This is a genomic window from Candidatus Dactylopiibacterium carminicum (assembly GCF_014736495.1).
GTDB classification, from domain to species: Bacteria; Pseudomonadota; Gammaproteobacteria; order Burkholderiales; family Rhodocyclaceae; genus Uliginosibacterium; species Uliginosibacterium carminicum.
In genome coordinates, this window is the sequence record NZ_MDUX01000055.1 from 1 (window position 1) to 25,335 (window position 25,335).

At 61.1% G+C, this 25,335-nt stretch carries 23 protein-coding genes, 1 tRNA gene, 1 other RNA gene and 2 pseudogenes; 11 read left to right on the forward strand and 16 right to left on the reverse strand.

What is annotated here, in order from left to right; all coding sequences use genetic code 11:
- Positions 1-768, reverse strand: a pseudogene (locus BGI27_RS14155) (IS3 family transposase); the annotation flags it as partial.
- A gap of 481 nt (positions 769-1,249) precedes the next feature.
- On the opposite strand from BGI27_RS14155, the gene BGI27_RS14160 reads away from it, so the two are divergent.
- Entirely contained in the window at positions 1,250-2,134 is an 885-nt protein-coding gene (locus BGI27_RS14160; protein ID WP_095525489.1) for a lytic transglycosylase domain-containing protein, read from the forward strand.
- Between the two features lie 22 nt (positions 2,135-2,156).
- Here BGI27_RS14160 and BGI27_RS14165 read toward each other — a convergent pair whose 3' ends face one another.
- From BGI27_RS14165 to leuS, 5 genes are all read right to left on the reverse strand, one after another.
- Entirely contained in the window at positions 2,157-2,387 is a 231-nt protein-coding gene (locus tag BGI27_RS14165) for a DUF1653 domain-containing protein (RefSeq protein WP_095525490.1), read from the reverse strand.
- Positions 2,380-3,081, reverse strand: coding sequence for a ParA family protein (locus tag BGI27_RS14170; RefSeq protein WP_095525491.1), 702 nt, complete (start codon positions 3,079-3,081; stop codon positions 2,380-2,382). The genes BGI27_RS14165 and BGI27_RS14170 overlap by 8 nt, the downstream gene beginning before the upstream one ends.
- Positions 3,082-3,167: 86 nt before the next feature.
- Positions 3,168-5,342, reverse strand: a complete 2,175-nt coding sequence (gene yccS / locus BGI27_RS14175) for a YccS family putative transporter (protein ID WP_095525492.1) — start codon at positions 5,340-5,342, stop codon at positions 3,168-3,170.
- Positions 5,343-5,351: 9 nt separating this feature from the next.
- Positions 5,352-5,840, reverse strand: a complete 489-nt coding sequence (locus BGI27_RS14180) for an LPS-assembly lipoprotein LptE (protein WP_095525493.1) — start codon at positions 5,838-5,840, stop codon at positions 5,352-5,354.
- Between the two features lie 77 nt (positions 5,841-5,917).
- On the reverse strand, positions 5,918-8,545 hold the full coding sequence (gene leuS / locus BGI27_RS14185; protein WP_095525494.1) for a leucine--tRNA ligase: 2,628 nt from the start codon (positions 8,543-8,545) through the stop codon (positions 5,918-5,920).
- Positions 8,546-8,692: 147 nt separating this feature from the next.
- On the opposite strand from leuS, the gene BGI27_RS18705 reads away from it, so the two are divergent.
- The 4 genes from BGI27_RS18705 to BGI27_RS14200 are packed head-to-tail and all read left to right on the forward strand — an operon-like array spanning position 8,693 to position 12,659.
- Positions 8,693-10,249 carry an ABC transporter permease gene (locus BGI27_RS18705; RefSeq protein ID WP_317984299.1) on the forward strand — a complete coding sequence of 519 codons (1,557 nt, stop codon included), beginning with the start codon at positions 8,693-8,695 and terminating at the stop codon, positions 10,247-10,249.
- Positions 10,242-11,135 carry an ABC transporter permease gene (locus BGI27_RS18710; RefSeq protein WP_317984300.1) on the forward strand — a complete coding sequence of 298 codons (894 nt, stop codon included), beginning with the start codon at positions 10,242-10,244 and terminating at the stop codon, positions 11,133-11,135. Before BGI27_RS18705 ends, BGI27_RS18710 begins: the two co-directional genes overlap by 8 nt.
- An 18-nt stretch (positions 11,136-11,153) precedes the next feature.
- Positions 11,154-11,882: an EI24 domain-containing protein gene (locus BGI27_RS14195; protein WP_095530377.1), complete on the forward strand. Its 729-nt coding sequence runs from the start codon at positions 11,154-11,156 to the stop codon at positions 11,880-11,882.
- 12 nt (positions 11,883-11,894) lie between these two features.
- Complete coding sequence (locus tag BGI27_RS14200) at positions 11,895-12,659, forward strand: competence/damage-inducible protein A (RefSeq protein WP_095525496.1); 765 nt, start codon at positions 11,895-11,897, stop codon at positions 12,657-12,659.
- Between the two features lie 35 nt (positions 12,660-12,694).
- On the opposite strand, the gene proB is transcribed toward BGI27_RS14200, so the two are convergent.
- From proB to rplU, 4 genes are all read right to left on the reverse strand, one after another.
- A complete protein-coding gene (gene proB / locus BGI27_RS14205; protein ID WP_095525497.1) occupies positions 12,695-13,810 on the reverse strand; it encodes a glutamate 5-kinase in 1,116 nt (371 codons plus the stop codon).
- A gap of 201 nt (positions 13,811-14,011) precedes the next feature.
- Positions 14,012-15,091, reverse strand: coding sequence for an Obg family GTPase CgtA (gene cgtA / locus BGI27_RS14210; RefSeq protein ID WP_095525498.1), 1,080 nt, complete (start codon positions 15,089-15,091; stop codon positions 14,012-14,014).
- A 160-nt stretch (positions 15,092-15,251) separates the two neighbouring features.
- Positions 15,252-15,518 (reverse strand): 50S ribosomal protein L27, encoded by a 267-nt coding sequence (gene rpmA, locus BGI27_RS14215; RefSeq protein ID WP_095525499.1) that lies wholly within the window; start codon positions 15,516-15,518, stop codon positions 15,252-15,254.
- A gap of 17 nt (positions 15,519-15,535) precedes the next feature.
- A complete protein-coding gene (gene rplU, locus BGI27_RS14220; protein WP_095525500.1) occupies positions 15,536-15,847 on the reverse strand; it encodes a 50S ribosomal protein L21 in 312 nt (103 codons plus the stop codon).
- Between the two features lie 149 nt (positions 15,848-15,996).
- Between rplU and ispB the strand changes: the two genes are divergently transcribed.
- Complete coding sequence (gene ispB / locus BGI27_RS14225; RefSeq protein WP_095525501.1) at positions 15,997-16,965, forward strand: octaprenyl diphosphate synthase; 969 nt, start codon at positions 15,997-15,999, stop codon at positions 16,963-16,965.
- Between the two features lie 15 nt (positions 16,966-16,980).
- A tRNA-Pro gene (locus BGI27_RS14230) sits at positions 16,981-17,057 on the forward strand.
- 61 nt (positions 17,058-17,118) lie between these two features.
- On the opposite strand, the gene BGI27_RS14235 is transcribed toward BGI27_RS14230, so the two are convergent.
- Genes BGI27_RS14235 through BGI27_RS14250 form a run of 4 tightly spaced genes read right to left on the reverse strand, consistent with a single transcriptional unit; the run spans position 17,119 to position 21,274 of the window.
- The gene (locus BGI27_RS14235) at positions 17,119-18,351 is read right to left on the reverse strand and encodes an ABC transporter permease (RefSeq protein ID WP_095525502.1); all 1,233 of its coding nucleotides are present in this window, start codon (positions 18,349-18,351) and stop codon (positions 17,119-17,121) included.
- Positions 18,352-18,370: 19 nt separating this feature from the next.
- Positions 18,371-19,039, reverse strand: a complete 669-nt coding sequence (locus BGI27_RS14240) for an ABC transporter ATP-binding protein (RefSeq protein ID WP_095525503.1) — start codon at positions 19,037-19,039, stop codon at positions 18,371-18,373.
- A gap of 3 nt (positions 19,040-19,042) precedes the next feature.
- Positions 19,043-19,501, reverse strand: a complete 459-nt coding sequence (locus BGI27_RS14245) for a hypothetical protein (RefSeq protein ID WP_095525504.1) — start codon at positions 19,499-19,501, stop codon at positions 19,043-19,045.
- 3 nt (positions 19,502-19,504) lie between these two features.
- Positions 19,505-21,274: an alkaline phosphatase gene (locus tag BGI27_RS14250; RefSeq protein WP_095525505.1), complete on the reverse strand. Its 1,770-nt coding sequence runs from the start codon at positions 21,272-21,274 to the stop codon at positions 19,505-19,507.
- 164 nt (positions 21,275-21,438) lie between these two features.
- Here BGI27_RS14250 and ffs point away from each other — a divergent pair.
- An RNA gene (gene ffs, locus BGI27_RS14255) (signal recognition particle sRNA small type) lies at positions 21,439-21,536 on the forward strand.
- A 62-nt stretch (positions 21,537-21,598) separates the two neighbouring features.
- On the opposite strand, the gene BGI27_RS14260 is transcribed toward ffs, so the two are convergent.
- A complete protein-coding gene (locus BGI27_RS14260; RefSeq protein WP_095525506.1) occupies positions 21,599-21,805 on the reverse strand; it encodes a hypothetical protein in 207 nt (68 codons plus the stop codon).
- Between the two features lie 471 nt (positions 21,806-22,276).
- Between BGI27_RS14260 and dnaX the strand changes: the two genes are divergently transcribed.
- Genes dnaX through recR form a run of 3 tightly spaced genes read left to right on the forward strand, consistent with a single transcriptional unit; the run spans position 22,277 to position 25,024 of the window.
- On the forward strand, positions 22,277-24,064 hold the full coding sequence (gene dnaX, locus BGI27_RS14265; protein ID WP_095525507.1) for a DNA polymerase III subunit gamma/tau: 1,788 nt from the start codon (positions 22,277-22,279) through the stop codon (positions 24,062-24,064).
- A complete protein-coding gene (locus BGI27_RS14270; RefSeq protein WP_095525508.1) occupies positions 24,061-24,384 on the forward strand; it encodes a YbaB/EbfC family nucleoid-associated protein in 324 nt (107 codons plus the stop codon). The genes dnaX and BGI27_RS14270 overlap by 4 nt, the downstream gene beginning before the upstream one ends.
- Before the next feature lie 46 nt (positions 24,385-24,430).
- A complete protein-coding gene (gene recR, locus BGI27_RS14275) occupies positions 24,431-25,024 on the forward strand; it encodes a recombination mediator RecR (protein ID WP_170943054.1) in 594 nt (197 codons plus the stop codon).
- A 5-nt stretch (positions 25,025-25,029) separates the two neighbouring features.
- Here the strand turns inward: recR and BGI27_RS14280 are convergent.
- Positions 25,030-25,284 (reverse strand): annotated as a pseudogene (locus BGI27_RS14280) (hypothetical protein); the annotation flags it as partial.
- Positions 25,285-25,335 lie beyond the last annotated feature (51 nt).

Below are 25,335 nucleotides of genomic sequence, written 5' to 3' on the forward strand. Positions count from 1 at the left end.
GCACTCATCGACCAGCCCACGACCTGTCGCGAGAACAGATCCAGGACTGCCGCCAGAAACAGCCAGCCCTCATGCGTGCGGATGTACGTAATGTCAGTCACCCAGACCTTGTTCGGTTCGCTCACGTCGAACTCGCGCTGAAGATGGTTCGGTGACACGTTGGCAGGACAGCCCCCCCGTAGCGGCCCGGCCGACGCCCATAGCCCGTCAGGGACTTGAGGCCGATCTGGCGCATCAGCCGAGCAACACGATGCTTGCCGCAGGATTCGCCCAGATCGCGCAGGTCATGCGTGATCTTACGGTAACCATACACGGCACCACTTTCCAGCCAGCACTGCTTGATCAGGCCTTCAATGCGCTGATCTTCCAGGGCACGTGCAGACAGCGGCTGGGCTTGCCAGGCGTAGTACCCACTCGGATGGACCCGCATGACCTTGCACATGCGTCGGATTGGCCAGACGTTCTGATGCGCTTCGATGAAGGCGTACCTTACCCGGACTGCTTGGCAAAGTACGCTGTGGCCTTTTTTAGGATGTCGCGCTCCTCGGTTACCCGCTTGAGCTCGGCTCGTAGCCGACGTAACTCGTCCTCTTGGCTATCCTGCGTTTGACGCTCCTGCGGCGTCAGGCTGTAGCGCTTGATCCATGCGTACAGACTGTAAATGCTCACATCCAGTCGCCCGGCAACGTCCGCAACGCTATGTCCGCGATCGGTCACTTGCTTGACCGCTTCAATCTTGAACTCTTCCGTGTATCGCTTGCTACTCATAGACACCTCCACTTGGTTGCCAGCTTAAGGCTTCGAAGTGTCTAGTGAACCGGGGGCGATTCAAGCAGCCAAACCCTCAACCTCGGCAACTCCGGGAATCAAATCTTCACTGAATCCTCGTGCCAACTGGCCGTTTCCCAGCGGTTCCAGGCCCTGAACGCAGGATTTGATCTGGCGCATGCCGGCAAAATTGCTGGCATGCGTTTTTTACGCAAGGCCTCAATGCCAGGATTGGCAAGGCTTTCAGGGTTATTGTTTTGTCATTTCCTTGCTGTGTCTGGGTTTGCTGCCTGATTGACAAACCCTAACCAAATCAATAGACTGCGCATCATCTGTAAGACGACATGTTGTGTTTCCTGTCCGTAAAATAGGTTTGGGGCGCAGTGTAAAACATGTCAAATCTGTTCCTGATGTCCAGATGACCGATTTTCTCGCTGCGAGTACTCCGCGCTGGAGTGCGGCGTAGCGTCGCAGATCCGCAATGCCAGAAGGCATTGTCGTCGTCGCGCAGGCGTGCGTGTTCCAAGCACGGGCTTCGGAACTCTCGCCTGGTTCTTTTCCGGTTTCCCTCGATTCGATCCTGTCGTGGATGGCTCGTGGATGCATGGAAACGTCCGAGAGGAGATTCGATATGAATCACATCACCGGTCTGTGGCGCGGTATGCGCCACGTCCTCACTTTTTGTATCCACTTTGCGCACGGCGGCCTGTTAATGACAGGCGTTCTGGTGCTTGCCCTGCTGGGGTACCAGTGGTCTGCGCATGGTAGCGAAGGACTGAATCCGCGCCATTTCCTCAGCCTGAGTGCTCCACTTGCCGACGAAGAGCCTCTGGCGGTGGATGTGCTGTATCACGAACAGGATCTGGTCAAGGTGCCTGATGCCTACAGCAAGGTTGCGTCCGCTGTCGGCAGGCGTTTCAGAATTTCCCCGATCGTGGTGAATTCGCTGATCACTGCGGCAAAGCGTGAAGGCAGTATGCAGAATATCGATCCTCTGCTGATCCTTGCCGTGATCACGGTGGAGTCCAGCTTCAATCCTTATGCCGAGAGTGTGGTCGGCGCTCAGGGACTGATGCAGATTGTCCCCCGCTATCATCCGGACAAGATAGCGTCCGATCTCGGGGCTGCCGCCTTGTTCGATCCCGCAGAGAACATCCGTGTCGGTGCTTTGATCCTGCGTGAGTACCTGCGTACCGAAGGGAATCTGGAGGCCGCCCTACAGCGTTATGGCGGGGCGAGCGGAGATCCGGCGATGTTCTACTCGGGCAAGGTACTGCAAGAGTTCGAACGCCTTCGCCGCATTGCCGGTCTGCCCTTGGAGCGCACCGCTGCGCGTACTGACGACGGTAGCGATCGCGCCAGTTGAATCGCGTTTGCGGGGCTTTTTTTCAGAGTCGAGAAAAGCGAGCTTGCTGCGCGCCATCGACTTCGATGGTTTCGAAGAACATCTGCCAAGGGCGCGCCCACAGCCCCGTGTCGTTGTACAACGGTCTATAGAGGACCAATGATTGTAGCGTTTCGCTGCAGCGGGCGATACCGACGACTTCGTATTCTCCTCCCTTGAAATGCCGGTAACGGCCAGGTTCCAGAACGGGGAGCGGGGGGAGGGTATCAGACATGACGAAGCAATGTTTCAGAACGTTGGGGTGTCGGCAAAAGACTGCCGGGGGGCGGTGCTTCGGCAGCACGTAGCTGGGCAAGCCAGTCGACCAGTTGATGCCAGTCACCGAGTTGAGCCTCGAAGCGCTCGGATGGAAGATCGAACAGGGACAGGCCGCTTTCCAGGCAGCGATTGTAGGCAACGGCACTGCGGATGGCTCCCAGGCAGGGAAGCCCCATTTCGCTCGCCCAGGCGCGTAATGATTCCGCCTGGCTGGTGCGCGCATCGATACGCATGCCGATGCAGGCCAAGCGACAGCGACCACTGGCGATACGCGGCATTGAGCGTAGCTCCTGAATACTCTCGCGTGCGGCGGCCTTGTCGAATAGCCCTGCTGTTACCGGGATGATGATGCCGTGTGCATTGCTGCTGATCTTCATCAGTCCGAAGCCGTGGAAACCCCCGGGCGTATCCAGAACGACATGTCGCATGCCGGCAGGGGGGCGGGCGAAATTCTTTTCGTCCACGCTCCAGCCATGAATGCGAGGTCTGGTCGGCGGACGTAGTGCCAGCCACAGGCGGGATGATTGCTGGCGGTCTACATCGCCGAGCATCACTTCTTCGCCGAGCGATGCGAGGTGGCTGGCCACATGCGTTGCGAGTGTCGATTTCCCGCATCCACCCTTGCCGTTGACGACTGCGATGATGGTCATAGATGAACTCCATCTGCCGGCGCAGCATTGCGTATCGCTCCAGTCTAGCGCGGGTTGCGCGCTCGTGGCGTACTTATGCTGCGGGATCAGCGCGGCAATTGCAGGCGTTCTTGCACTGGGGCGGCGTCATTGCGTACCCCGATTCTGGCCCTGATTGCCGGGAGTTGCTGCCGAATCAGGCTGAGCTGACGCAACAGACGACGTTCCGCGCCTTGGGCGTCGCCCGGAATCGGCATGTCGATGGAGGGGCTCTCATCAGGCATGGTGCCCTGTTCCAGCGCTGTGGCCAGCTGTATCAGATCCTGTTGGATGGCGGTGGCAAGTGCGTCAATGCAAGCTTGATGCTGCCAGGCCGTGAGCTGTTCGCGATGTGCTCCCAGTGCCGAGATGTAACCCAGCAATGAGTGACTCTCCGCCAGGAACAGATAGGCTTGGCGCGCGTGGGCGCGGAAACGTTCCGGTTCCCCCAACATGGCCGCCAGTGTGCTGGAAAGCTCAGCATCCGCATTGTGGGCATCGCGCCGGGCGATGCGGTAGGCCAGATCGTCGCGCTTGCCCTGACTGTACTGCCGAAGTATCTCGCCCAGGTAGCGCGCACTGGCGCGCAGACTGCCGGCCATGGCGCGGTGCAGGCGTTTGCCTTGCCAATCCGGCAGTACCAGCGCGACGGCGACCCCTGCAATCAATGACCCGAGGATGGTATCGAGCAGGCGCGGCAGGACCAATGCATAGCTACCGCCAAACTGGTTGAAGCACAGCATGACCAGCACCGTGATGCTGGCCGTGGCAAGCAGATAGCGCTCGGCGCGGAAGGCAAAGAAGGCCACGCCTGCAACCACCAACAACGAAAGTTGTGCGGCCGGATGCGCAAAGGCGGCGATGAATGCGCTGGCGATCAACAGCCCCAGCAGGGTACCGCTGACGCGTTCTCCCAGGCGTCGCCAGGTACTGCTGTATTGCGGCTGGCAGACGAAAACCGTGGTCAGTAGGACCCAGTAACCCTGAGGCAGATCCAGTATGTGGATCAGGCCATAGCCGGCCGAAAGTGCCAGAGCGAGGCGCAGACCGTGGCGGAAACGGCTGCTGGCTGGGGAGAACTGCAGACGCACGCGCAGCAGCATTTCGCGCATGCTGCGTGGATTGGCATCACGCAGCATGCGGTCGACATGTTCGTCAGGCGCGAAGGGGTTGGCCAATTGCTGCAGCTCGGCATCGATGCGTGCAAGGTTGCGCCCGATGTCATCCAGCGCTTCGCGCAATTCGGTCGCCATCGGGACCGCGTTGTAGCCCAGATAGTCAAGGCTTTTTCTCAGTTGCTCCAGGGCTGCAGCGCTGCCCTGCGGGGCCGGCGCAAACTCTCCCTGAACGATGGCTCCGGCAAGCAGCTCGCAATAATCCGCCTGCACTCGTAGCAGATGCTCACAGCGGAACAACACGTCGCTACGGGCGAAGGCTGTGGTCAACTCGGCATACGGATGATGGGCGGAGCTGGCTCGTTCGTGGATGCCTTGTGCTGCGAAATACCACTTGAGCAGCCGCATGGTTTCCGCGCTTACACGCCCTCCCTGCTGCCAGGCGATCAGGATCTGGCGCGCCTGGTTCATGCGTCCGACCAGGCGGGCATTGTGCTCGGCTAGTTGCAACCGCTGCGCTGCCGTGTCGTGCCCGGGTTGCGGTGACAACAGGGCAGCTTTCAGACGCAGGTAATGCGCCAGTGCCAAAAACACCCGGGCCGTGCTCTGACGCGGCGTTCGCTGTGAGAAGAACAATGCTCCGAGCAACGAGATCGCACTGTATAGAGTGGCCCCGCTGAGCAGCAATGCCGGCTCGTGCCAGAAAGGCAGCCCCTGGCTGTGGTGCTGGCTCAGGCCGAGCATAGTGTAGATCGCCAGGATCAGCGAGGCGATCGAGAGCGTGGCATAACGTTCGCCCAGTGCCCCCAGCATTACAAAGCTGAAACTGGAGAGCGCCAGCCCGCATACGAAAAGCCAGGGCCAGGGGAACAGCCATTGCACGCTGAAGGCGACGACCGCAAAGCTCGCGAGCATGGCGCAGATGGCACGCAGGCGGCCGATCGGGCGATCATCGGTCTCGGCGAGCGCTGCGGCAATTACACCCAGGATCAGACCGATCAACCATTCATGGTGCTGCCAGGCCACGCTTGCCCAGATCACACAGAGCAGGGCGATGGTAACTTTCAGGCTGCTGAGCGCCTTGTCATGCACCCACAGGCGTCGAAGCTGTTCGGCAACCGGGTACATGGAAGGGATTTATTTCGGATGCACGCGGGAGAGGCGCCGCAACAATTGTTGCAGCACGTCGTTCTGCATGTCGGCGTAAAGCAGCGAGTCTTCCTGCGCCTTGGCGAGTTCGAGACCTTCGGAAAAGCTCACGTCGCGATAGACGTAAATCTCGCTGTAAGGCGCGAGTTCCAGTCCTTTGCGGTCCACCACACGGTAGGCGAAACGCTGGCGCAACTGGTATTCACGCACCGACCCCGATGAGTTCAGTGACAGGATGTGTTTTTCCTTGTCATTGGCTACGAGCTGGAGGATGGCATCCGCTTCTTCGGCTTTCGATACCACGTGGGCGTTACCGGTGCTTTCGATGGCGCGCTTGAGCGCCGCGGTGAAATCCTCGTACTGATTCATCGCGAGATAGATGTTGCCGAAGGGCAGGGTCTGAGCACCCCGTAGCTGGAAGCCACAGGCTGCGAGCAGGGAGAGAAGTGTGGCTGCGATGAAGGCACGACGAAGCATGGGTTTTCCCCGGACAAGAATGCTTGGGTTGCAGTCCGGATTCGGGCCTGTAGCTTTCATCCGGGCTGCGTCCTGAGTTACACAACGATATTCACGAGCCGGCCCGGCACGACGATGATCTTCTTCGCCGGTTTGCCGTCCATGAATTTCTGCGCGGTTTCGGAGGCGACTGCCAGTGCTTCGATGGTGCTCTTGTCGGCAGTGGCCGGGACCTTCACCGAGCCCCGCGTCTTGCCCAGCACCTGTAATACCAGTTCGATCTCATCCTGCACCAGAGCGGCGTCCAGTGGCTCGGGCCATTGTGCCGAGAGGATGTCCGCACCATAGCCCAACGTGGCCCACAGATGATGGGTGATATGCGGCGTGATCGGTGAGAGCACGCGCAGCAGGATGCCGAATGCCTCTTCGATCACTTCGGCGGCCAGCGCGGAGTCGCGGGGGGCCTTTTCCAGCGCGTTCATCATCTTCATCGTCGCCGAGGCGACCGTATTGAACTGCTGCTTGCCAAGGTCATAGTTGGCCTGCTTGAGCAGCAGATGGGTGTCGCGGCGCAGGGTGGCGAGATCTTCCGGCAGCTTGGTCGAAGCCAGCGCCCGCGTGGCCGGCAACAGCGGCTTGATCTGGCTGGCGAAGACGTTGCCGAAGGCCCACACGCGCTTGAGGAAGCGGTAAGAGCCTTCGATACCTGCATCCGACCATTCCAGTGTCTGCTCGGGCGGCGCGGTGAACATCATGAAGAAACGGCAGGTGTCGGCGCCGTACTGTTCGATCATGGCGTTGGGGTCGACACCGTTGCGTTTGGATTTCGACATGGTGCCGTAGCCACCGTAATCGACCGGTTCGCCATCGCGCACAGCCGTAGCACCGGTAACGCGGCCGGATTCATCCTTGATCAGCTGGACTTCTTCCGGCGCGAACCACTCGATGCCGGTCTTGTCGCTGCGGCGCGAGAACAGATGGTTCAGTACCATGCCCTGGGTCAGCAGACGCTGGAAGGGTTCGCGATAGCTCACCAGGCCCAGGTCACCCATCACCTTGGTCCAGAAACGCGAATAGAGCAGGTGCAGGATGGCGTGCTCGATACCGCCGATGTATTGATCGACCGGCAGCCAGTAATTCACGCGCTCATCGACCATGGCGCCATCGCTGCCGGGCGTGGCGAAGCGGGCGTAGTACCAGCTCGAATCCACGAAGGTGTCCATCGTATCCGTCTCGCGGCGCGCGGGCTTGCCGCACCTGGGGCACGAGCAGTTCAGGAATTCGGGGCGGCGGTTCAATGGGTTACCAGAGCCATCCGGTACGCAATCCTCGGGCAGTACCACCGGCAACTGATCGTCGGGCACCGGTACCGTGCCGCATTCATCGCAGTGGATGACCGGGATCGGGCAACCCCAGTAGCGTTGACGGGAGATGCCCCAGTCACGCAGGCGCCATTGCAGTTTCTTGTCGCCCAGGTCCCGGGCCTTGAGGTCGGCGGCTACGGCGTCCACGGCATGGGCATAGCCAAGGCCATCGTACTTGCCGGAATGGATGCAATGGCCTTCCTTGGAGCCATACCATTCCTGCCAGGCATCGGCGGAAAAGACTTGTTCGCCAACGGCGACGACCTGCTTGATGGGCAAGCGGTATTTCTGCGCGAAATGGAAGTCGCGTTCGTCATGCGCCGGCACGGCCATTACGGCACCATCGCCATAGCTCATCAGTACATAGTTGCCGACCCACACTTCGACCTGTTCGCCGGTCAGCGGATGGGTGACGAAAAGGCCCGTCGGTAGGCCTTCCTTTTCCATGGTCGCCATGTCGGCTTCCATGACGGAGCCGCTCTTGCACTTCTGGATGAAGGCTGCGAGTTCGGGGTTGTTCCGGGCTGCGTGCGTGGCCAGCGGGTGCTCGGCAGCGACGGCGCAGAAGGTGACGCCCATGATGGTGTCTGCCCGGGTAGTGAATACCCACAGTTTGCCCTCATTGATGAGCTGGCCGTCCTCCCCCTTGATTGCGTGCGGGAAGGCGAAGCGCACGCCGGTGCTCTTGCCGATCCAGTTCGCCTGCATCAGGCGTACGCGCTCGGGCCAGTTCTCCAGGGTATCCAGATCGTCGAGCAGTTCTTCGGCGTACTGGGTGATCGCCAGGTAGTAACCGGGGATTTCACGCTTCTCGACCACCGCGCCAGTGCGCCAGCCGCGACCGTCGATCACCTGTTCGTTAGCCAGTACGGTCTGGTCTACCGGATCCCAGTTCACCACCTGCGTTTTTTTGTAGGCAATGCCCTTTTCTAGCATGCGCAGGAACAGCCACTGGTTCCACTTGTAGTAGTCGGGCTTGCAGGTGGCGAGTTCGCGATCCCAGTCGATGGCGAAACCCAGCGACTTGAGCTGGCCCTTCATGTATTCGATGTTGTCGTAGGTCCACTTCGCGGGTGGCACCTTGTTGGCGATTGCCGCGTTTTCCGCCGGCAGGCCGAAGGCGTCCCAGCCCATGGGCTGCATCACGTTGTAGCCACGCATCTTGTGGAAGCGGGTGAGCACGTCGCCGATGGTGTAGTTGCGCACGTGGCCCATGTGCAGCTTGCCCGAGGGGTAGGGGAACATCGACAGGCAGTAGTACTTGGGCTTGGTAGCGTCTTCGACGGCCTTGAAGGCGGCTGTGCGCGCCCAGAATTCCTGGGCGCCGTGTTCGGTGGCGAGGTGATCGTATTTTTCCTGCATGGACGACATGGATGTGACTCGGCTGGAAATGGAGCGAATCGCGCATTTTAGCGCGCGGTGGCGGGTTGGGCGACATGTGTGGCCGTCACGATGAACCAATCCGGCTATCCTTCTGTCTGCCTCACCTGTGCCTGCTGGATCCTGCCCATGTCCTTGCCTGGATTTTCGTTCCGACTGCTGCGCCGCGATCTGCGTGCCGGCGAACTGCATCTGCTGGGGCTTGCCCTGTTTGTGGCGGTTGCCGCGCTGAGCAGCATTGCCTTTCTGACCAACCGGGTGGAGCAGGGCATCGTCCGCGACGCGGCCCAGCTACTGGGCGGCGATCTGCTGGTGTCTGCCGATACGCCATTGCCCGCAGAATGGATCGAGCGTGCCCATGGCGACGGGCTGCGCACGGCGCAGGTGCTTCAGTTCCGCAGCATGGCGAGCACGGATGCTGCCGCAGAAATGGTGGCACTGAAGGTGGTGGAGGCCGGCTATCCCTTGCGCGGCGTCGTCGAAATCGCCAAGGCGCCCGGAGAGGCATCTCTTCCAGCGAAGGATGTGCCAGCGCCCGGAGAGGTCTGGCTGGACGAGCCTTTGCTCGTTTTGCTGGGCGTCGGCATTGGAGACGTGGTCCAGCTGGGATATGCGGATTTGCGGGTGACGGCGCTGATCACCAATGAGCCGGACCGTGGCATGGGTTTCTCCAGCTTCATGCCGCGCGTGATGATGAACATGGCGGATCTGCCTGCCAGCCGCTTGGTACAGGAAGGCAGTCGTGTGCGTTATCGCTTGCAACTGGCGGGCGAGCCGGACGTCGTGGTGCGTTTCCGCGACTGGGTTAGGCCGCTGCTCGATCGCGGGCAGGAACTGGAGAGCGTGGATGATGCGCGCCCGGAAATCCGCGAGCGCCTGGATCGGGCGGCGCGCTTCCTGCGGCTGGCGGCAATGCTGGCGGTGGTGCTTGCCGCTGTGGCCATCGGTCTGGCTGCACGCCGTTACCTGCAGCGCCATCTGGACAGCTGCGCCGTGATGCGTTGCTTCGGCGCGGGCCGGCGGCAATTGCTGGGTGCCTATGCACTGGCGTTTACCGGATTCGCTCTAGTGGTATCGCTGCTGGGCTGCCTGGCCGGTTATGGCGTGCAGGCGCTACTGACCGAGGTGGCGCGCAGCGTCATCCACAGCAGTCTGCCGTCGCCCGGTTGGCTGCCCTGGCTGCAGGGGCTGGTGCTCGGGCTTGTGTTGTTGCTGGGGTTCGTGATGCCACAGCTGTTGCGCCTGACCCGTGTCGCACCGATCCGGGTGATCCGCCGTGAATGGTCTGGCGTGGAGCAGGTGGGCGTGCTGGCCTGGGGCGCGGGGGCTGTGGCATTGGCTGCTGTGATGCTGTGGGTGGCTGCAGATCTGCGACTTGGATTGGCGGTTATCGGGGGATTTGTCGTCGCGCTGGCAGCCTTTGCATTGCTGGCGTGGGCCGCACTGGGCTTCTTCGGGCGCCTGCGGCATGCCGGCGGCGGCTGGGGGCTGCGCTATGGTCTGGCTGCGCTGGCCCGGCGCCGCGCCAGCAGCACCGTGCAGGTGGTGGCGCTGGCACTGGGGCTGACGGCAGTCCTGCTACTGACCGTGGTGAGCCGGGATCTGCTGGCAGGCACGTCTGCCGCCGGATGCGCCGAATCGCTTCCTCATCGGTGTACAGCCAGACCAGGTCGACCCGGTGCGTGAGTTCTTCACCGCACACGGGCTGCAGGCCCCGGCGCTGGCGCCCATGGTGCGGGGCCGCCTGGCGGCGATCAACGGCAATCCGGTACATGGCGAGGATTACGAGGAATCCCGGACGCGCAATCTTGCCGAGCGCGAATGCATCGTCGCCGGCCGCTGGCATGGCGAAGCCCACGTGCCGGAGTTCTCGATGGAACAGGGCATTGGCGAGCGTCTGGGAGTGGCGCTTGGTGACGAAGTGAGTTTCGAGATTGCCGGGCAGCGCGTGAGTGGCAAGGTCAGCAGCGTGCGCAAGCTGGACTGGGATTCCATGCAGGTGAATTTCTTCTTTACGGGCGCCCCCGGCTTGCTCGACGGTATGCCGGCCAGTTTCATCACCAGCTTCTATCTGCCGCCTGAACGTGCCGGCATGGTACGAGAACTGGTCGCCAGTCATCCGAATCTGACCGTGATAGACGTCGGGGCGATCCTTGCACAGGTAGCGCAGCTGACCGAGCGGCTGGCCCGCCTGTTGCAGTTCGTGTTCGGTTTCGCGGTGTTGGCGGGGCTGATGGTGCTGCTGACGGCGCAACAGGGAACGCATGACGAGCGCCATTACGAGCTTTCGGTACTGCGTTCGCTGGGCGCCCGGCGCAAGCAACTGCATTTCGCACTGGCGGCAGAGTTTCTGGCGCTGGGGGCAATGGCTTCGGCGCTGGCGGTGTTCGCGGCCTGGGGGATTGGTCAGGTGCTGGCTTCCTTCGTTCTGGAACTGCCGTATTCCGCGCAATGGCCCGCTTTTGCGTTGGCGTGGGTGTTGGGCACTCTGGGTATCGCTTTGGTTGGCTGGCTGGGTGCCCGGGGTGTGCTGCGGCAGACCGTGATGGAAGCCCTGCGCGCCAGCCATTGATTCGCCTACGGAGCAATCGTGCAAACCATCCTGCGAGCGTACGGAAGAGCGCTGCGAAGCCTGACGCAACCGGTGATCCTGTGGCACATGCTGTGGCCGACCCTGCTGTCGGTTGCCCTGTGGTTGACGTTGTTGCTTAGTTTCGGTGCCACGCTGGCCGGCTGGTTGCTGCATGGGCTGGAGGCCTGGCCCTGGCTGGGGCGCTGGATTCTGGATGCGGGCGCCGACACCCGGCACATGCTGCTGCTCGCCGCGCAATTCGTGCTGTGGCTGATGGCGCTGCCACTGATCTATGTCACGGCGGCATTCCTGGTATCGGCATTTGCCATCGGCTTCATGCTCGAGCACGTCGGTGGGCGTGAGTATGGCGAACTGGTGCGCAGGCAGGGCGGCTCGATGCGCGGCAGCGTGCTCAATTCGATGGCGACATTGCTGCTGTTCCTGGTGCTGCTGGCGATCACCCTGCCATTGTGGTTTCTCCCGGGGCTGGGGATTCTGCTTTCCCTGCTGCTGGTGGTGTGGCTGAACAAGCGCTGTTATGCCTACGATGCGCTGATGCTCCATGCCGATACCGTGGAACTGTTGGAGCTTCCCCGGAGGCACCGGGGATCGCTCTGGCTTCTTGGGCTGGGGTGTGGAGTGCTGGGGTTCGTGCCGATACTGAATCTGCTGGTGCCGGCGCTGACCGGGCTGGCCTATGTGCATTATCTGCTCGAAGCGCTGCGCATCGAGCGGCGTGGAGGCTGAAGGAGAAACAACATGGCGTTCGGTGCCATCATCATCGGTGACGAGATTCTGTCCGGTCGGCGGCAGGACAAACATCTGGTCAAGCTCATCGAACTGCTGGCCGCACGAGGCCTGTCACTGGCCTGGGCGCGCTATTGCGGCGACGACAGGGCGCAGCTGACCGCCTTGCTGCGCGAATCGCTCGCTGGTGACGACATTGTCTTTTCGTTCGGTGGCATCGGCGCCACGCCCGACGATCACACCCGGCAGAGCGCGGCTGCGGCAGCAGGTGTGGCGCTTGTGCTGCATCCCGAGGCCGAAGCTGCCATCCGCGAGCGCTTCGGCGATGAAACCACCCCTCTGCGCTTGCGCATGGGCGAGTTTCCTGCAGGTAGTCGCATCATTCCCAACCCCTACAACCGCATTCCAGGCTTTGCCTATGGGCGACATCATTTCCTGCCGGGTTTTCCGGAGATGGCCTGGCCGATGGCGGCCTGGATACTGGATACCTGGTACGCAGATCTGCACGACACTCAAGCTCGCGTGGAAGCCTCGGTCATCGTCTATGGTGCCCGCGAGGGCGATCTGATTCCCTTCATGGAAGCGCTGGAAGCAGAACACGGCGTGAGCATCTTCAGCCTGCCTTCCCTGGGCACGGTGACCCAACCCCGGCATATCGAGCTGGGGGCCAAGGGAGAGGTAGCGGCTGTCGAAGCCGCCATGGCCTTGATCAAGGCCGAGATGACGCGCCGGGGGCTGGTCTGGGTGCTGGCGCAGGATACCCGTCCGGCAGCCTGAGGTCAGTTCCGCAGGCGCCATTGGCACTTTGTTTTTCAGCGTAGTACCAGATTGTCGCGATGGATCAGTTCAGGCTCTTCCGAATAGCCCAGCAGTGATTCGATATCGCTGGATGGATGGCCGGCGATGCGGCGCGCCTCCGAGCTGCTGTAGTTCGACAGACCACGCGCGATCTCTTCGCCCTGTTCGTTGCAGCAGGCGACCGCCGAACCCCGCGTGAATTCGCCTTCAACCTGCTTCACGCCCACAGGCAGCAGGCTGGCGCCACCGCGCAGTGCGCGCACGGCTCCGGCATCGAGCGTCAGGCGTCCGGCCAGTTGCAGATGATCGGCCAGCCACTGCTTGCGTGCCGCCATCGGCGAGCTGGATGCGTAGAGCAGGGTACCGAGGACTTCCCCGGCGGCCAGGCGCAGGAGCGGATCCTGCTCGCGTCCAGAAGCGATCAGGGTGTGCGCCCCACTGTGCGCCGCACGTTGAGCTGCGCGGATCTTGGTGATCATGCCACCACGCGAGATGCCGGTCCCGGCACCACCGGCCATGGCTTCATAGCGGCGGTCTTCGGCCTGGCCCTCGCTGATCAGCGTGGCTTCCGGGTCGCGACGGGGGTCCGCCGTGTAGAGGCCTTGTTGGTCGGTCAGGATGATCAGCGCATCGGCTTCGATCAGATTGGCCACCAGCGCGCCCAGGGTGTCGTTGTCACCGAACTTGATTTCATCGGTGACGACCGTGTCGTTCTCGTTGATGATGGGCACCACGCCCAGAGAGAGCAGCGTAGACAGCGTGGCGCGGGCGTTCAGGTAGCGCAGCCGGTCAGACATGTCTTCGTGAGTGAGCAGCAATTGCGCCGTGTGCAGACTGTAATCGTGGAAGGCGCCTTCGTAAGCCTGCGCTAGACTCATCTGACCGACAGCGGCGGCGGCCTGCAGTGCATGTGTTTCTGCCGGGCGCTCCTTCCAGCCCAGGCGTTGCATGCCGGCGGCGATGGCTCCGCTGGAGACCAGTACCACCTCACGCCCTTGCTCACGCAACGCTGCGATCTGGCGGGCCCAGTCGCCGATGGCATTCGGATCGAGACCGGCGCCGTTGTTGGTGACGAGCGCGCTGCCGACCTTGATGACTAGGCGGCGGGCATTACGGATGGCGGTACGCATGATGACTCTGGAAATAAAGGAAACGGATTCGGAAAGTGGCTGCTGGGAAGGCGCGAAGCATACGCGAAGGGCCGCAAAGTGATTCGATTGCTTTGCGGCCCTTGTGATGTCTTCAGATGCTCAGGCTGTGATCAGCCGCGAACGTAGATGATCTCCCCTTCGAAATCATCGTCATCGTCGTCTTCATCATTTTCCTCGTCGCTACCGATGGGGTAGGCCTCGGGGGGGGCCTCCGGCGATGGCTGCGAGATTTTCCTCTTCGCTCCAGCGGGGCAGGGCGTCGATGTAATCCTGCAAGGCGAAGATCAGGGGCTGGCAACCCTCGCCGTTGATGCCGGCGATGGCGAACCAGCGTTCAGGTTCACCGTAGGCCTTCAGGAAGGCGCGGATGCGTTCTTCGCGTTCTTCCTCGGGGATCAGGTCGATCTTGTTGAGCAGCAGCCAGCGGGGTTTGGCGTGCAGGCTTTCGTCATACTTGCGCAACTCATCGACGATGGCGCGTGCTTCGCGGACCGGATCGACCTCTGGGTCGAAAGGTGCCAGGTCGACCAGATGCAGCAGTACCCGCGTGCGCTGCAGATGGCGCAGGAAGCGGTGGCCCAGGCCAGCGCCTTCAGCTGCGCCTTCGATGAGGCCGGGAATGTCTGCGATCACGAAGCTGCGGCCTTCGCTGGTACGTACCACACCGAGATTGGGTGCCAGGGTGGTGAAAGGGTAGCCAGCCACCTTGGGTTTGGCCGCCGAAACGGCGCGGATGAAGGTGGACTTGCCAGCGTTGGGCATGCCCAGCAGACCGACATCCGCCAGGACCTTGAGCTCCAGCGCCAGCTTGAAATGCTCGCCAGGTTCTCCGTTGGTCTTTTGTCGAGGCGCGCGGTTGGTGCTGCTCTTGAAGTGAAGATTACCCAGGCCGCCCTTGCCGCCACGTGCGATCAGGATCTGCTTGCCGTCCTCGTTGAGGTCGGCGAGTAGTTCGCCGGTCTCCTGGTCCTTGATTACCGTGCCGACCGGCATCTTGAGAAAGAGATCTTCACCACCTTTGCCGTAACAATCAGTGGTGCCGCCTTTTTCCCCGTGCTCCGCACGGAAGGTGCGGGTATAGCGGTAATCGACCAAGGTGTTGAGATTGCGATCCGCCACGGCATAGATGCTGCCGCCGCGTCCGCCGTCGCCGCCGTCGGGGCCACCCTTCGGGATGTACTTTTCGCGACGGAACGACGCGTTGCCGTTGCCACCGTCGCCGGCATAGACATCAATGCGCGCTTCGTCGAAAAATTTCATGATGAATTCTCAGGCTGGAAATGAAAACGGCCCCTCAGCCCATCGCTGCGCGATGAGCTGGCCCCCCAAAGGGGACGGCTTTTTCATCTTGGGGCGGCCCTGCGATGAAAAAAGCCCCATCGCTACGCGACAGGGCTTTGGAAACGTCGCGGAAGCCGGATCAGGCCTGGGCTTCAGGAACGATCGTCACGGTACGGCGGCGCTGGGGACCCTTCACCAAAAACTGCACGCGGCCTTCGATCAGCGCGAACAGGGTGTGATCCTTACCCATGCCGACATTTTCGCCCGGATGGTATTCAGTGCCACGTTGGCGGACAAGAATGTTGCCAGCGAGAACCAGTTGACCACCGTAGCGCTTCACGCCCAGTCGTTTTGCTTCTGATTCGCGGCCGTTACGTGAACTGCCGCCTGCCTTTTTGTGTGCCATGGCGTATTAGCTCCTGCTCAAGCCGAGATCGCTTCGATGCGAAGCTCGGTATAGTTCTGACGGTGACCTTGGTGCTTCTGGTAGTGCTTGCGGCGGCGCATCTTGAAGATCTCGATCTTCTTATGACGACCTTGGGCCAGGACTGTGGCCTTGACACTTGCACCAGCAACCAGCGGCGCGCCGATTTTCACGGACTCGCCTTCGCCAACCAGGAGAACCTGGTCCAGCGTGATTTCAGTGCCAACGTCTGCCGGTATCTGTTCTACCTTGATTTTTTCGCCAGTGGCAACGCGATACTGCTTGCCACCGGTTTTTACGACCGCATACATGTTGGACTCCAATGAATAAGAGCGTGGGAAAACACAGAATTTTTGCCGGTTTTGGGTCGAAAGTCAAGGATTTCTTTGGTCCGGCTTGACGCTTCGCGCAGCCGCCGCCTAACATCCGCACTTCCCCGCAAACGCCCTAAGGGACTGCCTTGCAGCTCGAACAACTCTACGCACCGGTGGCCGCCGACATGGCAGCGGTCGATCAGGTCATCCGCAGGCGTCTGTCTTCAGAAGTCGTTTTGATCAACCAGGTGGCAGAGTACATCATCAGTGCAGGCGGCAAACGTCTGCGGCCTGCACTGCTGCTGTTCGTCGCCAACGCTCTCGGTTATCGCGGCAAACATCACCACGAATTGGCCGCCGTGGTCGAATTCATCCATACGGCGACTTTGCTGCACGATGACGTGGTGGATGAATCCGATCTGCGCCGGGGGCGCAGCACGGCCAACGCAATGTTCGGCAACGCGGCTGCGGTGCTGGTGGGGGATTTCCTCTATTCGCGCTCCTTCCAGATGATGGTGGGGGTGCAGGACATGCGCGTGATGCGGGTGCTGGCTGACGCCACCAACGTGATTGCCGAAGGCGAAGTGCTGCAGCTCCTCAATGTGCACAATGCCGATGTCAGTGTGGAAGCTTATCTGCAGGTCATCCACTACAAGACGGCAACCCTGTTCGAAGCCTCCGCGCGGCTTGGCGCGATTCTGGGCGGATTGGACGAGGCGGGGCAGGAAAAGCTGGCTGCTTTCGGCCGGCATATCGGCTGTGCGTTCCAGTTGGTCGATGATGTACTCGACTACTCTGGCGATGAGGCGGCGACTGGCAAGAATATCGGCGACGATCTTGCCGAAGGCAAACCGACGCTGCCACTCATTCATGTGATGCAGCACGGCTCGCCCGAGCAGGCCGCACTGATACGTCACGCCATTGAAGAAGGGGGGCGTGACGCTTTGGAGGCCGTGATTGAGACGGTACGCAGTACTGGCGCACTGGAGGCTACACGTGCATTTGCACAGCGCGAGGCCGAGTATGCGATCACAGCGCTTTCAGACGTTCCCTCTTCCATTTTCAAGGAATCTCTTCTACAATTATGTTCTTTCGCAGTTGCGCGGGATTACTAGCCAGCGCAAGTGCTTCGGGGTGTAGCTTAGCCTGGTAGAGCGCTACGTTCGGGACGTAGAGGCCGGAGGTTCGAATCCTCTCACCCCGACCAAGATTTATTGAAAAGGCCACGAAATTCCGTGGCCTTTTTTGTTTTCAGACACGGCCATTCTTCAGTTTTTGAGTCCTTCTGCGATTGATCTGCGCAGCGATAGCCAACCTGGCAGGAGCGCGATCAGCAGTCCGGCAGCAACCAGTGCGGCGACCAAGCGCAGCTCTTCTTCGCCGAGAGAAACCGGCATCGTGAAGCCCGCTTTCGGGGCAATCCATTGCATCAGCAGCCAGGATGCGCCGTAGCCCAGCACCAACCCTAGCGTGGCGCCTGCAGCAACAAGCAAGCTGACCTCCAGCCAGATCACGATGAAGATGTAGCGGGCGCTGGCACCGATTGCCCGAAGTACTGCGAATTGGCGGGCACGGGCGAGAAAGCCAGTGAGTAAAGCCATCAATATGGCGATGACGACCAGAACCTGAGCTGTCAGCGCCAGCAGGGACATGAGGTCACGCACGTTGCCCAACGTGCTGTAGAGCTCGTTGAGCACTTCCGCAGGGAACAGAGCCATCGACTCATGCGTGCGCAACTGGCCGCGCAGGCCATAGGCCGCAGCCACCGACTCAGGCTTCACCGCGATGGCCGGAACGCCCGGCAACTGCGTGGCATCCCAGGGCGGGCCGATGTGTTTTTCTCCCTCTGCGTGACCACTGGGCAGTTCATGAATGGCCCAGACATCCTCTACCGGGACCAGGATGGCGGAATCCCAGGCGTTGTGGCGTGGCGGTAGCCGGCCGACAACGGTGTAGCTCAGCGCGTGATGGTGATCGTGAGCCTCGTCCTGTTCGTCTTCTTCGTCATGCGTCTGTTGTTGCCCGTGCGCGGGTTGTATCCGTGTGCCGAGTGCAAGTGGCACGCTGGCGCCGACGACGGCTTCGCCGCGTTGCGTGAACAGTCGTCCCTCTGTGGGCGGCAGATGCCCATCGCGATTGGCGAAGGCGGTGATCGTGCCGACAATGGGGTGCCCTTGCCAGTTGTCTCCGAAGGCGATGGGGGCTGCATAGCGTACGCCGCGCGTACGGCTGATTCGTTCCAGGACCTCCCCGCTGAGCAGCGGAATCGATTGCAGCTTGAGATAGACACTGGTGAGCACGAGTTGGGTCGGGCTGCCGGGGGCTCCGACCAACAGATCGAAATCATCGGCGGCACGCGCGTTGCCCTGGCGCAATGCGCGTTCCTGGGCGATGACGGCAATGCCCATGGCCACGGCGAGTGCGACGAGGGCCATCGTGGTGGCAACCAGCAGGCGGTTGCGGCGATAGTCGGCGAGAACGACGGGAAATGGATTGAACATGGCAGGGGCTTTGGCAAGGTCAGGCGTGAAGGCCGCCTTCGCGGAGTTCCATGACCTGCTGCATCTGGCCGAGCAGGTGTTCTTCGTGCGAGATGACGATCAGGGTCGAGCCGTGTTCGCGGGCCAGCTCGCCAAGCAGTGCGCCGATACGTTCGCGATGAACAGGATCCAGGCTGGCGGTGGGTTCGTCCGCGAGCAGAACGGCAGGCGAGAAGAGCAGGGCACGGGCTACGGCGACGCGCTGGCGCTCGCCGCGAGAGAGCAACTCGGCACGTCGCGTGGGAATGGTGATGCCGACACGATCGAGCAGGGCGGCAGCGTGTTCGCGCTGGGCTGGCGAAGCGCGCCAGGCCGAGAAGCATGCAGGCAGCAGGACGTTGCCCAGGGCCGAGAGTCCTTCGACGAGGTGGAAATCCTGAAAAACAAGGCCCAGCTGTCTTTGCCTCCAACGCGTGAGTTCGGTGGCGGGCAGGCGCGTGATGTCGGTGCCCGCCCATTGGATGCTGCCGGCGGTTGCTGACGCGATGCCCGCTAGGCAATGCAGCAAGGTCGTCTTGCCGGCGCCGGAAGCGCCCCGGATGCCGAGCGTGGCGCCCGCAGGCAGTTGCAGTGAGGAGATCGCGAACAGGTCGGCAGCCTGTCCGTCGAAACGGAAACGGAGATCTGAGATCCGGAGTGTGCCGCGCATCGTTCAAGTGATCCTGTGGAAAACCGCGTCGCGGATGCGCAACTGGCTTACGAAGCCTGTGACCGGGTCGGTGTAGCTGCCGACTTCGAGCTTGCCTTCGACTTCGATGCGCTCTGAGAAACTGGTGGGGATGACGGTCTTGCTGGCATAGATGACGACGATATCCACCGGCCATTCCGCATCCGAAGAACAGAACGGACAGATCGCCACTGGTTCGCGTGTAAGTACGAAAAAATTGCTCTCCGGCTTCAAGGGTGGCGCCATGTAGCCGCGCAGTCGTACCGTCTCTCCTTTCAGGGCAAGGGTGCGCTCCGCGAACTGGAGTCCCAGCACGGTGTTGGATTTATAGAGCCCGTCAAAGCGCAGCAATTCGGCTGCGCGCAGCAAGGGGCTGGCTGCGAGGGCCGACAGGGCAAGCAAAAACCGGCGGCGGGTGCCGCCGGTCCGTACAGGCAATGGCATGACTTACTTCTTGGCTGCCGCAGGTTTGCCCAGCGCCAGGGCGTCGGCAATCACGCGGAACAGATCCGAGTTCTCCATCTGACCGCGTACCTTGTCCGCTCCCGGGCCCGTGGCGGTAAGGATCACGTCGTCGCCGGTATGTACGCCTTGGTTGGCTGCGCGTGAGCCCTTGTTGGGCAGGTTGCCAGTGACGAAGATGGCACCGGGCACGCTCTTGTACTTTTCGTTGGCCACGATGGCGCCATCGGCATTCTTGACTGCCGGCACATTCTCGCCATCCATGTAGGGGCGATAGGTCTCGTAAAAATCAGGCGTGTTGGCGAACACCAGGCGCAGGCGCTTGGAAACATCCACCTTGTCCGGGTAGCCATCGGCATCCGGCGCAGGATAGTTCGGGAAGCCTGCGGCTTCATAGAGACCGATCTTGTTGCGCATTTCATCGCCAGGCTGCTCGTCATCCACGGTGCCGACGACGTTGACGCCATGGCTGTGGTCAGCCGTGACCATGATCAGCGTGTCGTTGCCGTTGGCCTTGGACCAGTCCTTGGCGGCGCGGACTGCGTTATCCAGCATGATCGTGTCGTAGATGGCCCGCTCGGCGTCCATCGAGTGCGAGTACTTGTCGATGCGCGAGGATTCCACCATCAGCACGAATCCTTTCTTGTTGCGCGAAAGGATCTTGATCGCGGCGTTCATCTCCTCCACCACGTCCGGCTGCTCGGGGAATTTCGATACGCTGCCTTTTTTCAGGAACTTCAGATCCAGCGCACCATCGATGTTGCCGGTGTTGTAGAGGCCCAGCAGCCGGGTGGTTTTCGCATTGCTGGCCGCTGCGTTCATCTCAGCCTTGGTCGTTGCGAAGGCGTAGCCGGAAGACTGGAATTTCTCGATGTAGTTGTCTTCATCGCTACGCTTGGAGCCCGGCGTGCTCTTGGGCAGGAAATTAGGCGAACCGCCCCCCATCATCACGTCGATCCTGCTGTCGTGAAACATCTTCACGATATCGTTGTAATCCGAGCGTTTGCGCGTGTGCGCCACCATGGAGGCCGGTGTGGCATCCTCGATCTCGGAGTTCGTCACCACGCCGACGGCCAGCCCTTGGCGCTTGGCGATCTCGGTCAGGGTTTCAACCTTGGGATGTTCCAGGGAGCCCTTGGCGCGCGAGCAATACACGCCCAGCGCGTTTACACAGGTCTTGTGGCCGGTGGTGTAGGCGCTGGCGGCGTTGGCTGAATCTGTGATGATGGAATCGGTGCCTTGCGTGGTCAGCAGGGCCATGGCGTCCATATCGTCCATGGCGAGCTTGCTCTTGTATTTGCCGTCTTCGATTCCCTTGCTGAGGATGCGGGCTGCAGTTCGGTGGCCAATCGAGAAGCCGTCTCCGATGAACAGAATCACGTTTTTGGCGCGGGCCTTGGCTGGCGTGGCATAGACATTCCAGGTGACTTTCTGCGTGTTGCTGCCGTCGGTGGCCTCGACGACGTACTGGCCGGCTTTGTTCAGGGAGACATCGCGCAGGATCAGGTTGGATTCTCCCTTGCCTGTCTCATCCGGAATCATTTCCGCGCGCTGTCCGAGTACGCTGGTGTAATCCTTGCCGTTGAGAGTCAGTCTGACCTTGGCAGCATCGACCAAGCCTGGAAATTCGACCTTCAGGTCGAAGCGGGAGCCGGCGAGGATTTCGGCGCGATTGAGAGGGTAGATGGTCTGTGCCGCGGCAGGCAGGGAAACCGACAGGGCCAATACCGCAGCAGCGATCAGCGTGGGGCGCATGACAGATCCTTAGAGTTGAGGATGAAGAACGGAGAGCGCCCGCAAGACTAAGGATCTAGCGTTAAGTTTTTTTGACGATCGGAACTTTTGTGAGCGATGCATAACGTCCAATAGGCCTTCAGGCGTCGGGCGTTTGCCGGAAGGGCCGTGCTACAATGCTGCGCGGCGGGTCTCCTCGCATTGCAAGGTGGGAATCTGGTCAGGTCCGGAAGGAAGCAGCCATAACCGCTGTCTGCAAGTGCCGGGGGTCAGGCTCGCCGCCTCGAATACGAAAAAGGGCTGCGTCCATGGACGCAGCCCTTTTTGCTTGTAAACCGGAGTTGGTCAGGTTTCGATCAGGCGTACGCCACGTTCTGTATAGACAGGCGATTGAAGCCAGACGGGTTTGACCTGAACGCTGTCATTGGGGGATTGCAGGCCGACATGGCTGTTCACCACATGCGTCAGTAGCAGACTGCCGAACGAGAAGATCAGGATTCCGAGGATGCGCATGGTGGCGCGCACCGGATGGCGGGGGCCTTTTGTCTGCATGTTTTTCTCCTCCTTTGAAAACCGGCAAGCCGGCCTGATTTCAGTCTGAATGATCCCCATATGGGGCTGCCAATTGCACTTGACAAGCCCTGCGATAGCGCCGGCCAATCGATGCTTGCACGAGAGTTCGTGCTGATGCTGCCAAAGAGGATTTAAAGACGAATGAGGATGGTGTACAGCCAGCCTTGTGTGGATAGTGCTGCACAGAATGCCTCGATCCTCTGGGCCAGCCGTTGTGCCAGGGTGTTCATCTCTCTCTTCCTGTTATTTTTCAATACTATTGAAAACACAAAAATTGATCCAATTTATAAATCAAAGCCTGTCAATAGGTTTTGAGTATTGCCAAGTACGCTTCTTCAAGCTGGGTCATGCCGTAATGGCATGCCAGCAGATCATCGGGCAGCACCTGCAGGTCGTTCTTGAGCCAAAAAGGCACGGATGGAGGGGGCTTCCGGGCTAGAATCGTTCCCTATGAGCTATCAGGTATTGGCCCGTAAGTGGCGCCCTCGAAGTTTTGCGACCCTGGTCGGACAGGAGCACGTGGTGCGTGCGCTCACGCATGCGCTAAGCACAGGTCGACTGCATCACGCCTATCTGTTCACAGGCACGCGTGGCGTCGGAAAAACCACGATCTCGCGCATCCTGGCCAAGAGCCTGAACTGTGAGCAGGGCATTACCGCCACACCGTGCGGTCAGTGCGCAGCGTGCACGGAAATCGATACGGGGCGGTTCGTCGACTATGTGGAGATGGACGCTGCCTCCAACCGGGGGGTGGACGACATGGCCGCCTTGCTGGAGAAAGCGGCTTATGCGCCGTCCCGGGGGCGCTACAAGGTCTACATGATCGACGAAGTGCACATGCTGACGGGGCACGCCTTCAACGCAATGCTAAAGACGCTCGAAGAGCCGCCCGAGCATATGAAGTTCATTCTTGCGACCACCGACCCGCAGAAGATTCCGGTGACCGTGCTGTCACGCTGCCTGCAGTTCAACCTCAAACAGATGCCACAGACGCATATTGTCGAGCATCTGTCGAACATCCTGGGGCAGGAAGGGGTCACTTTCGAGCCGGGTGCGTTGCGTCACATTGCCAAGGGGGCGAACGGGTCGATGCGCGATGCGCTGTCGTTGCTTGACCAGGCCATTGCGCACGGCGCCGGCAAGGTAGAGGAACAAGGCGTGCGCGACATGCTGGGCACGGTGGGTGAGGATCACCTGTACGCCTTGCTTGATGCCCTGCACGGCGAAGATGCCGGCTCGTTGCTGGGGGTGGCGGATGGCATGGCGGCACGCAGCCTGAATTTCGATTCAGCATTGCAGGAATTTGCCGTGCTGCTGCACCGTGTCGCGCTGACCCAGTTCGCGCCGCAGGCGATTGCCGACCCGCTGGAACGCGAACGCCTGTTGCCCTATGCGGCAGCATTCACGCCGGAATTCCTGCAACTTGCCTACCAGATCTGTATCCATAGCCGAGACGAGCTTGCGCTAGCGCCGGATGAATACACCGGCTTTACCATGGGGCTGCTGCGTCTGCATGCGTTCCGACCGGCTTTGCCGGGGGCAAGCGTGGCGGTGGTGGGCGCTGCGCGCCCCTTGCCGGTGATTGCTGCGGCCCCGGCTGCAGAGGCTGTCAGGCCGGAGCCGGTGGTGGTCACACCAGCACCTGAGGTTGCTGCAGCCAGGGCCCTGCATGTGGCAGAACCTGAGCCGGTGCTACCACCATACATGGCTGATCCTGAACCTGCAGCGCCTGATCCTGCACCTGTTGCCGCCTCCGAGGAGCCATCTTCCCATGTGCCACCAGACGGCGCCGGCCTAGAGACAGCGCCTGCCGTGGCGCCTGCGGCAGTCATGGCACCGGAAGCGGCGCTGGATTGGCATGGCATCATCCAGGGCTGTGGTGTGGGTGGGATGGTGCGGGAGTTGGCGCAGAACTGCGAATTGCTGGAGCGGGACGGTACGCTGCTGCATCTGCGGCTGGCGGCTACGCACCGTCACCTGAATGCCATGCCGTCGAACGCAAACAAGCTGCAAGAGGTCCTGAGCGCGTATTTTGGACAAGCCATGCGCGTGACCATCGAAGTGGGCGACGTGCAGTCCGAAACGCCGGCGCAGCGTGACGATGCCGCGCGGCGTCTGGCGCATGCGGAAGCCGTGGCCTCGCTTGAAACAGATCCCTTTGTGCAGGAGCTCGTCGAGCGTTTCGATGCCACGCTGGTCGAGTCTTCCGTAAAACCCTTGTCAGGAGAGAACCCATGATGAAAGGCGGCCTTGCCGGTCTGATGAAACAAGCCCAGCAGATGCAGGCGAACATGCAGAAGGCGCAGGAGGCGCTGGGGCAGATCGAAGTCGAAGGCTCGGCTGGCGCTGGCGCCGTGAAGGTGACGATCAACTGTCATCACAAGGTCAAGCGTGTGGCGATCAGCGATGCCGTGATGGATGATCGCGAGATGCTGGAGGATCTGATCGTGACCGCGCTCAACGATGCCGTAGGCAAGGTCGAGGTAACGACGAGCGAGAAAATGTCCGGCTTTACCTCGGGGATGGGGCTGCCACCTGGCATGAAGCTTCCGTTCTGAATCCAGTATTCAAGCGGCGCCTGGCGCCGCTTCGTTTTTTGACATCATGCCCGCTTCCTTACTTGATCAGCTTGTCGATGCTTTGCGTGTCTTGCCGGGTGTTGGCCCGAAGTCCGCACAGCGTATTGTCTATCAACTGCTGCAACGCGACCGAGAGGGCGCCGCGAAGCTTGCCCGGACATTGGCGGATGCCTTGACGCAGGTGAAACATTGCACGCGCTGCAATACCTTCACCGAAGCCGAGATCTGTGAGCGTTGTCTGAGCCCGCAGCGGGATCCGGCACAACTCTGCGTGGTGGAGATGCCCTCGGATCTCGCCGTGATGGAGTCCACACAAGCCTATCGTGGGCTCTACTACGTGCTCATGGGGCGCATTTCGCCGCTCGATGGCGTTGGGCCGCGCGAACTGCAGCTTGACCAGCTCCTGGCCAGGGCCACCGATGGCTTGGTGGAGGAAGTGATCCTCGCCACGAACTTCACCAACGAAGGTGAGGCAACCGCGCATTACCTGGGCGAGATGCTGCGCGCGCGTGGTCTGCGCGTGAGCCGCATCGCGCGCGGCGTGCCCGTCGGTGGTGAGCTTGAACACACTGATCTGGGTACCGTGGCACAGGCTTTTGCCGAACGACGCGGCTGGTAAGGCATTCAGCTGAGCAGTGCGAAGGGCAAGCCCCCCAGCGTGACCGACGGTGCGTTGCTGCGCGAGCGATGGATTTTCTCGCTTGGTGCGATTACTTCGGCTTCGCCTTTCAGCACGGTCTTGCCGTCCTGATTCGTGCATTCGCAATCGAGCAATACCCGGCGTTTGTCGTCGTACTTTTCGCGTACGACCACGCTGACCGTCAGGCGATCACCAGGTTTGACCGGCCGCGTGAAGCGCAGGCTCTGACCCAGGTTGAATCGCCCCGGGTTTCCTAGACAGCCCCGAGCTTCATGAAATACTGTTTTTCA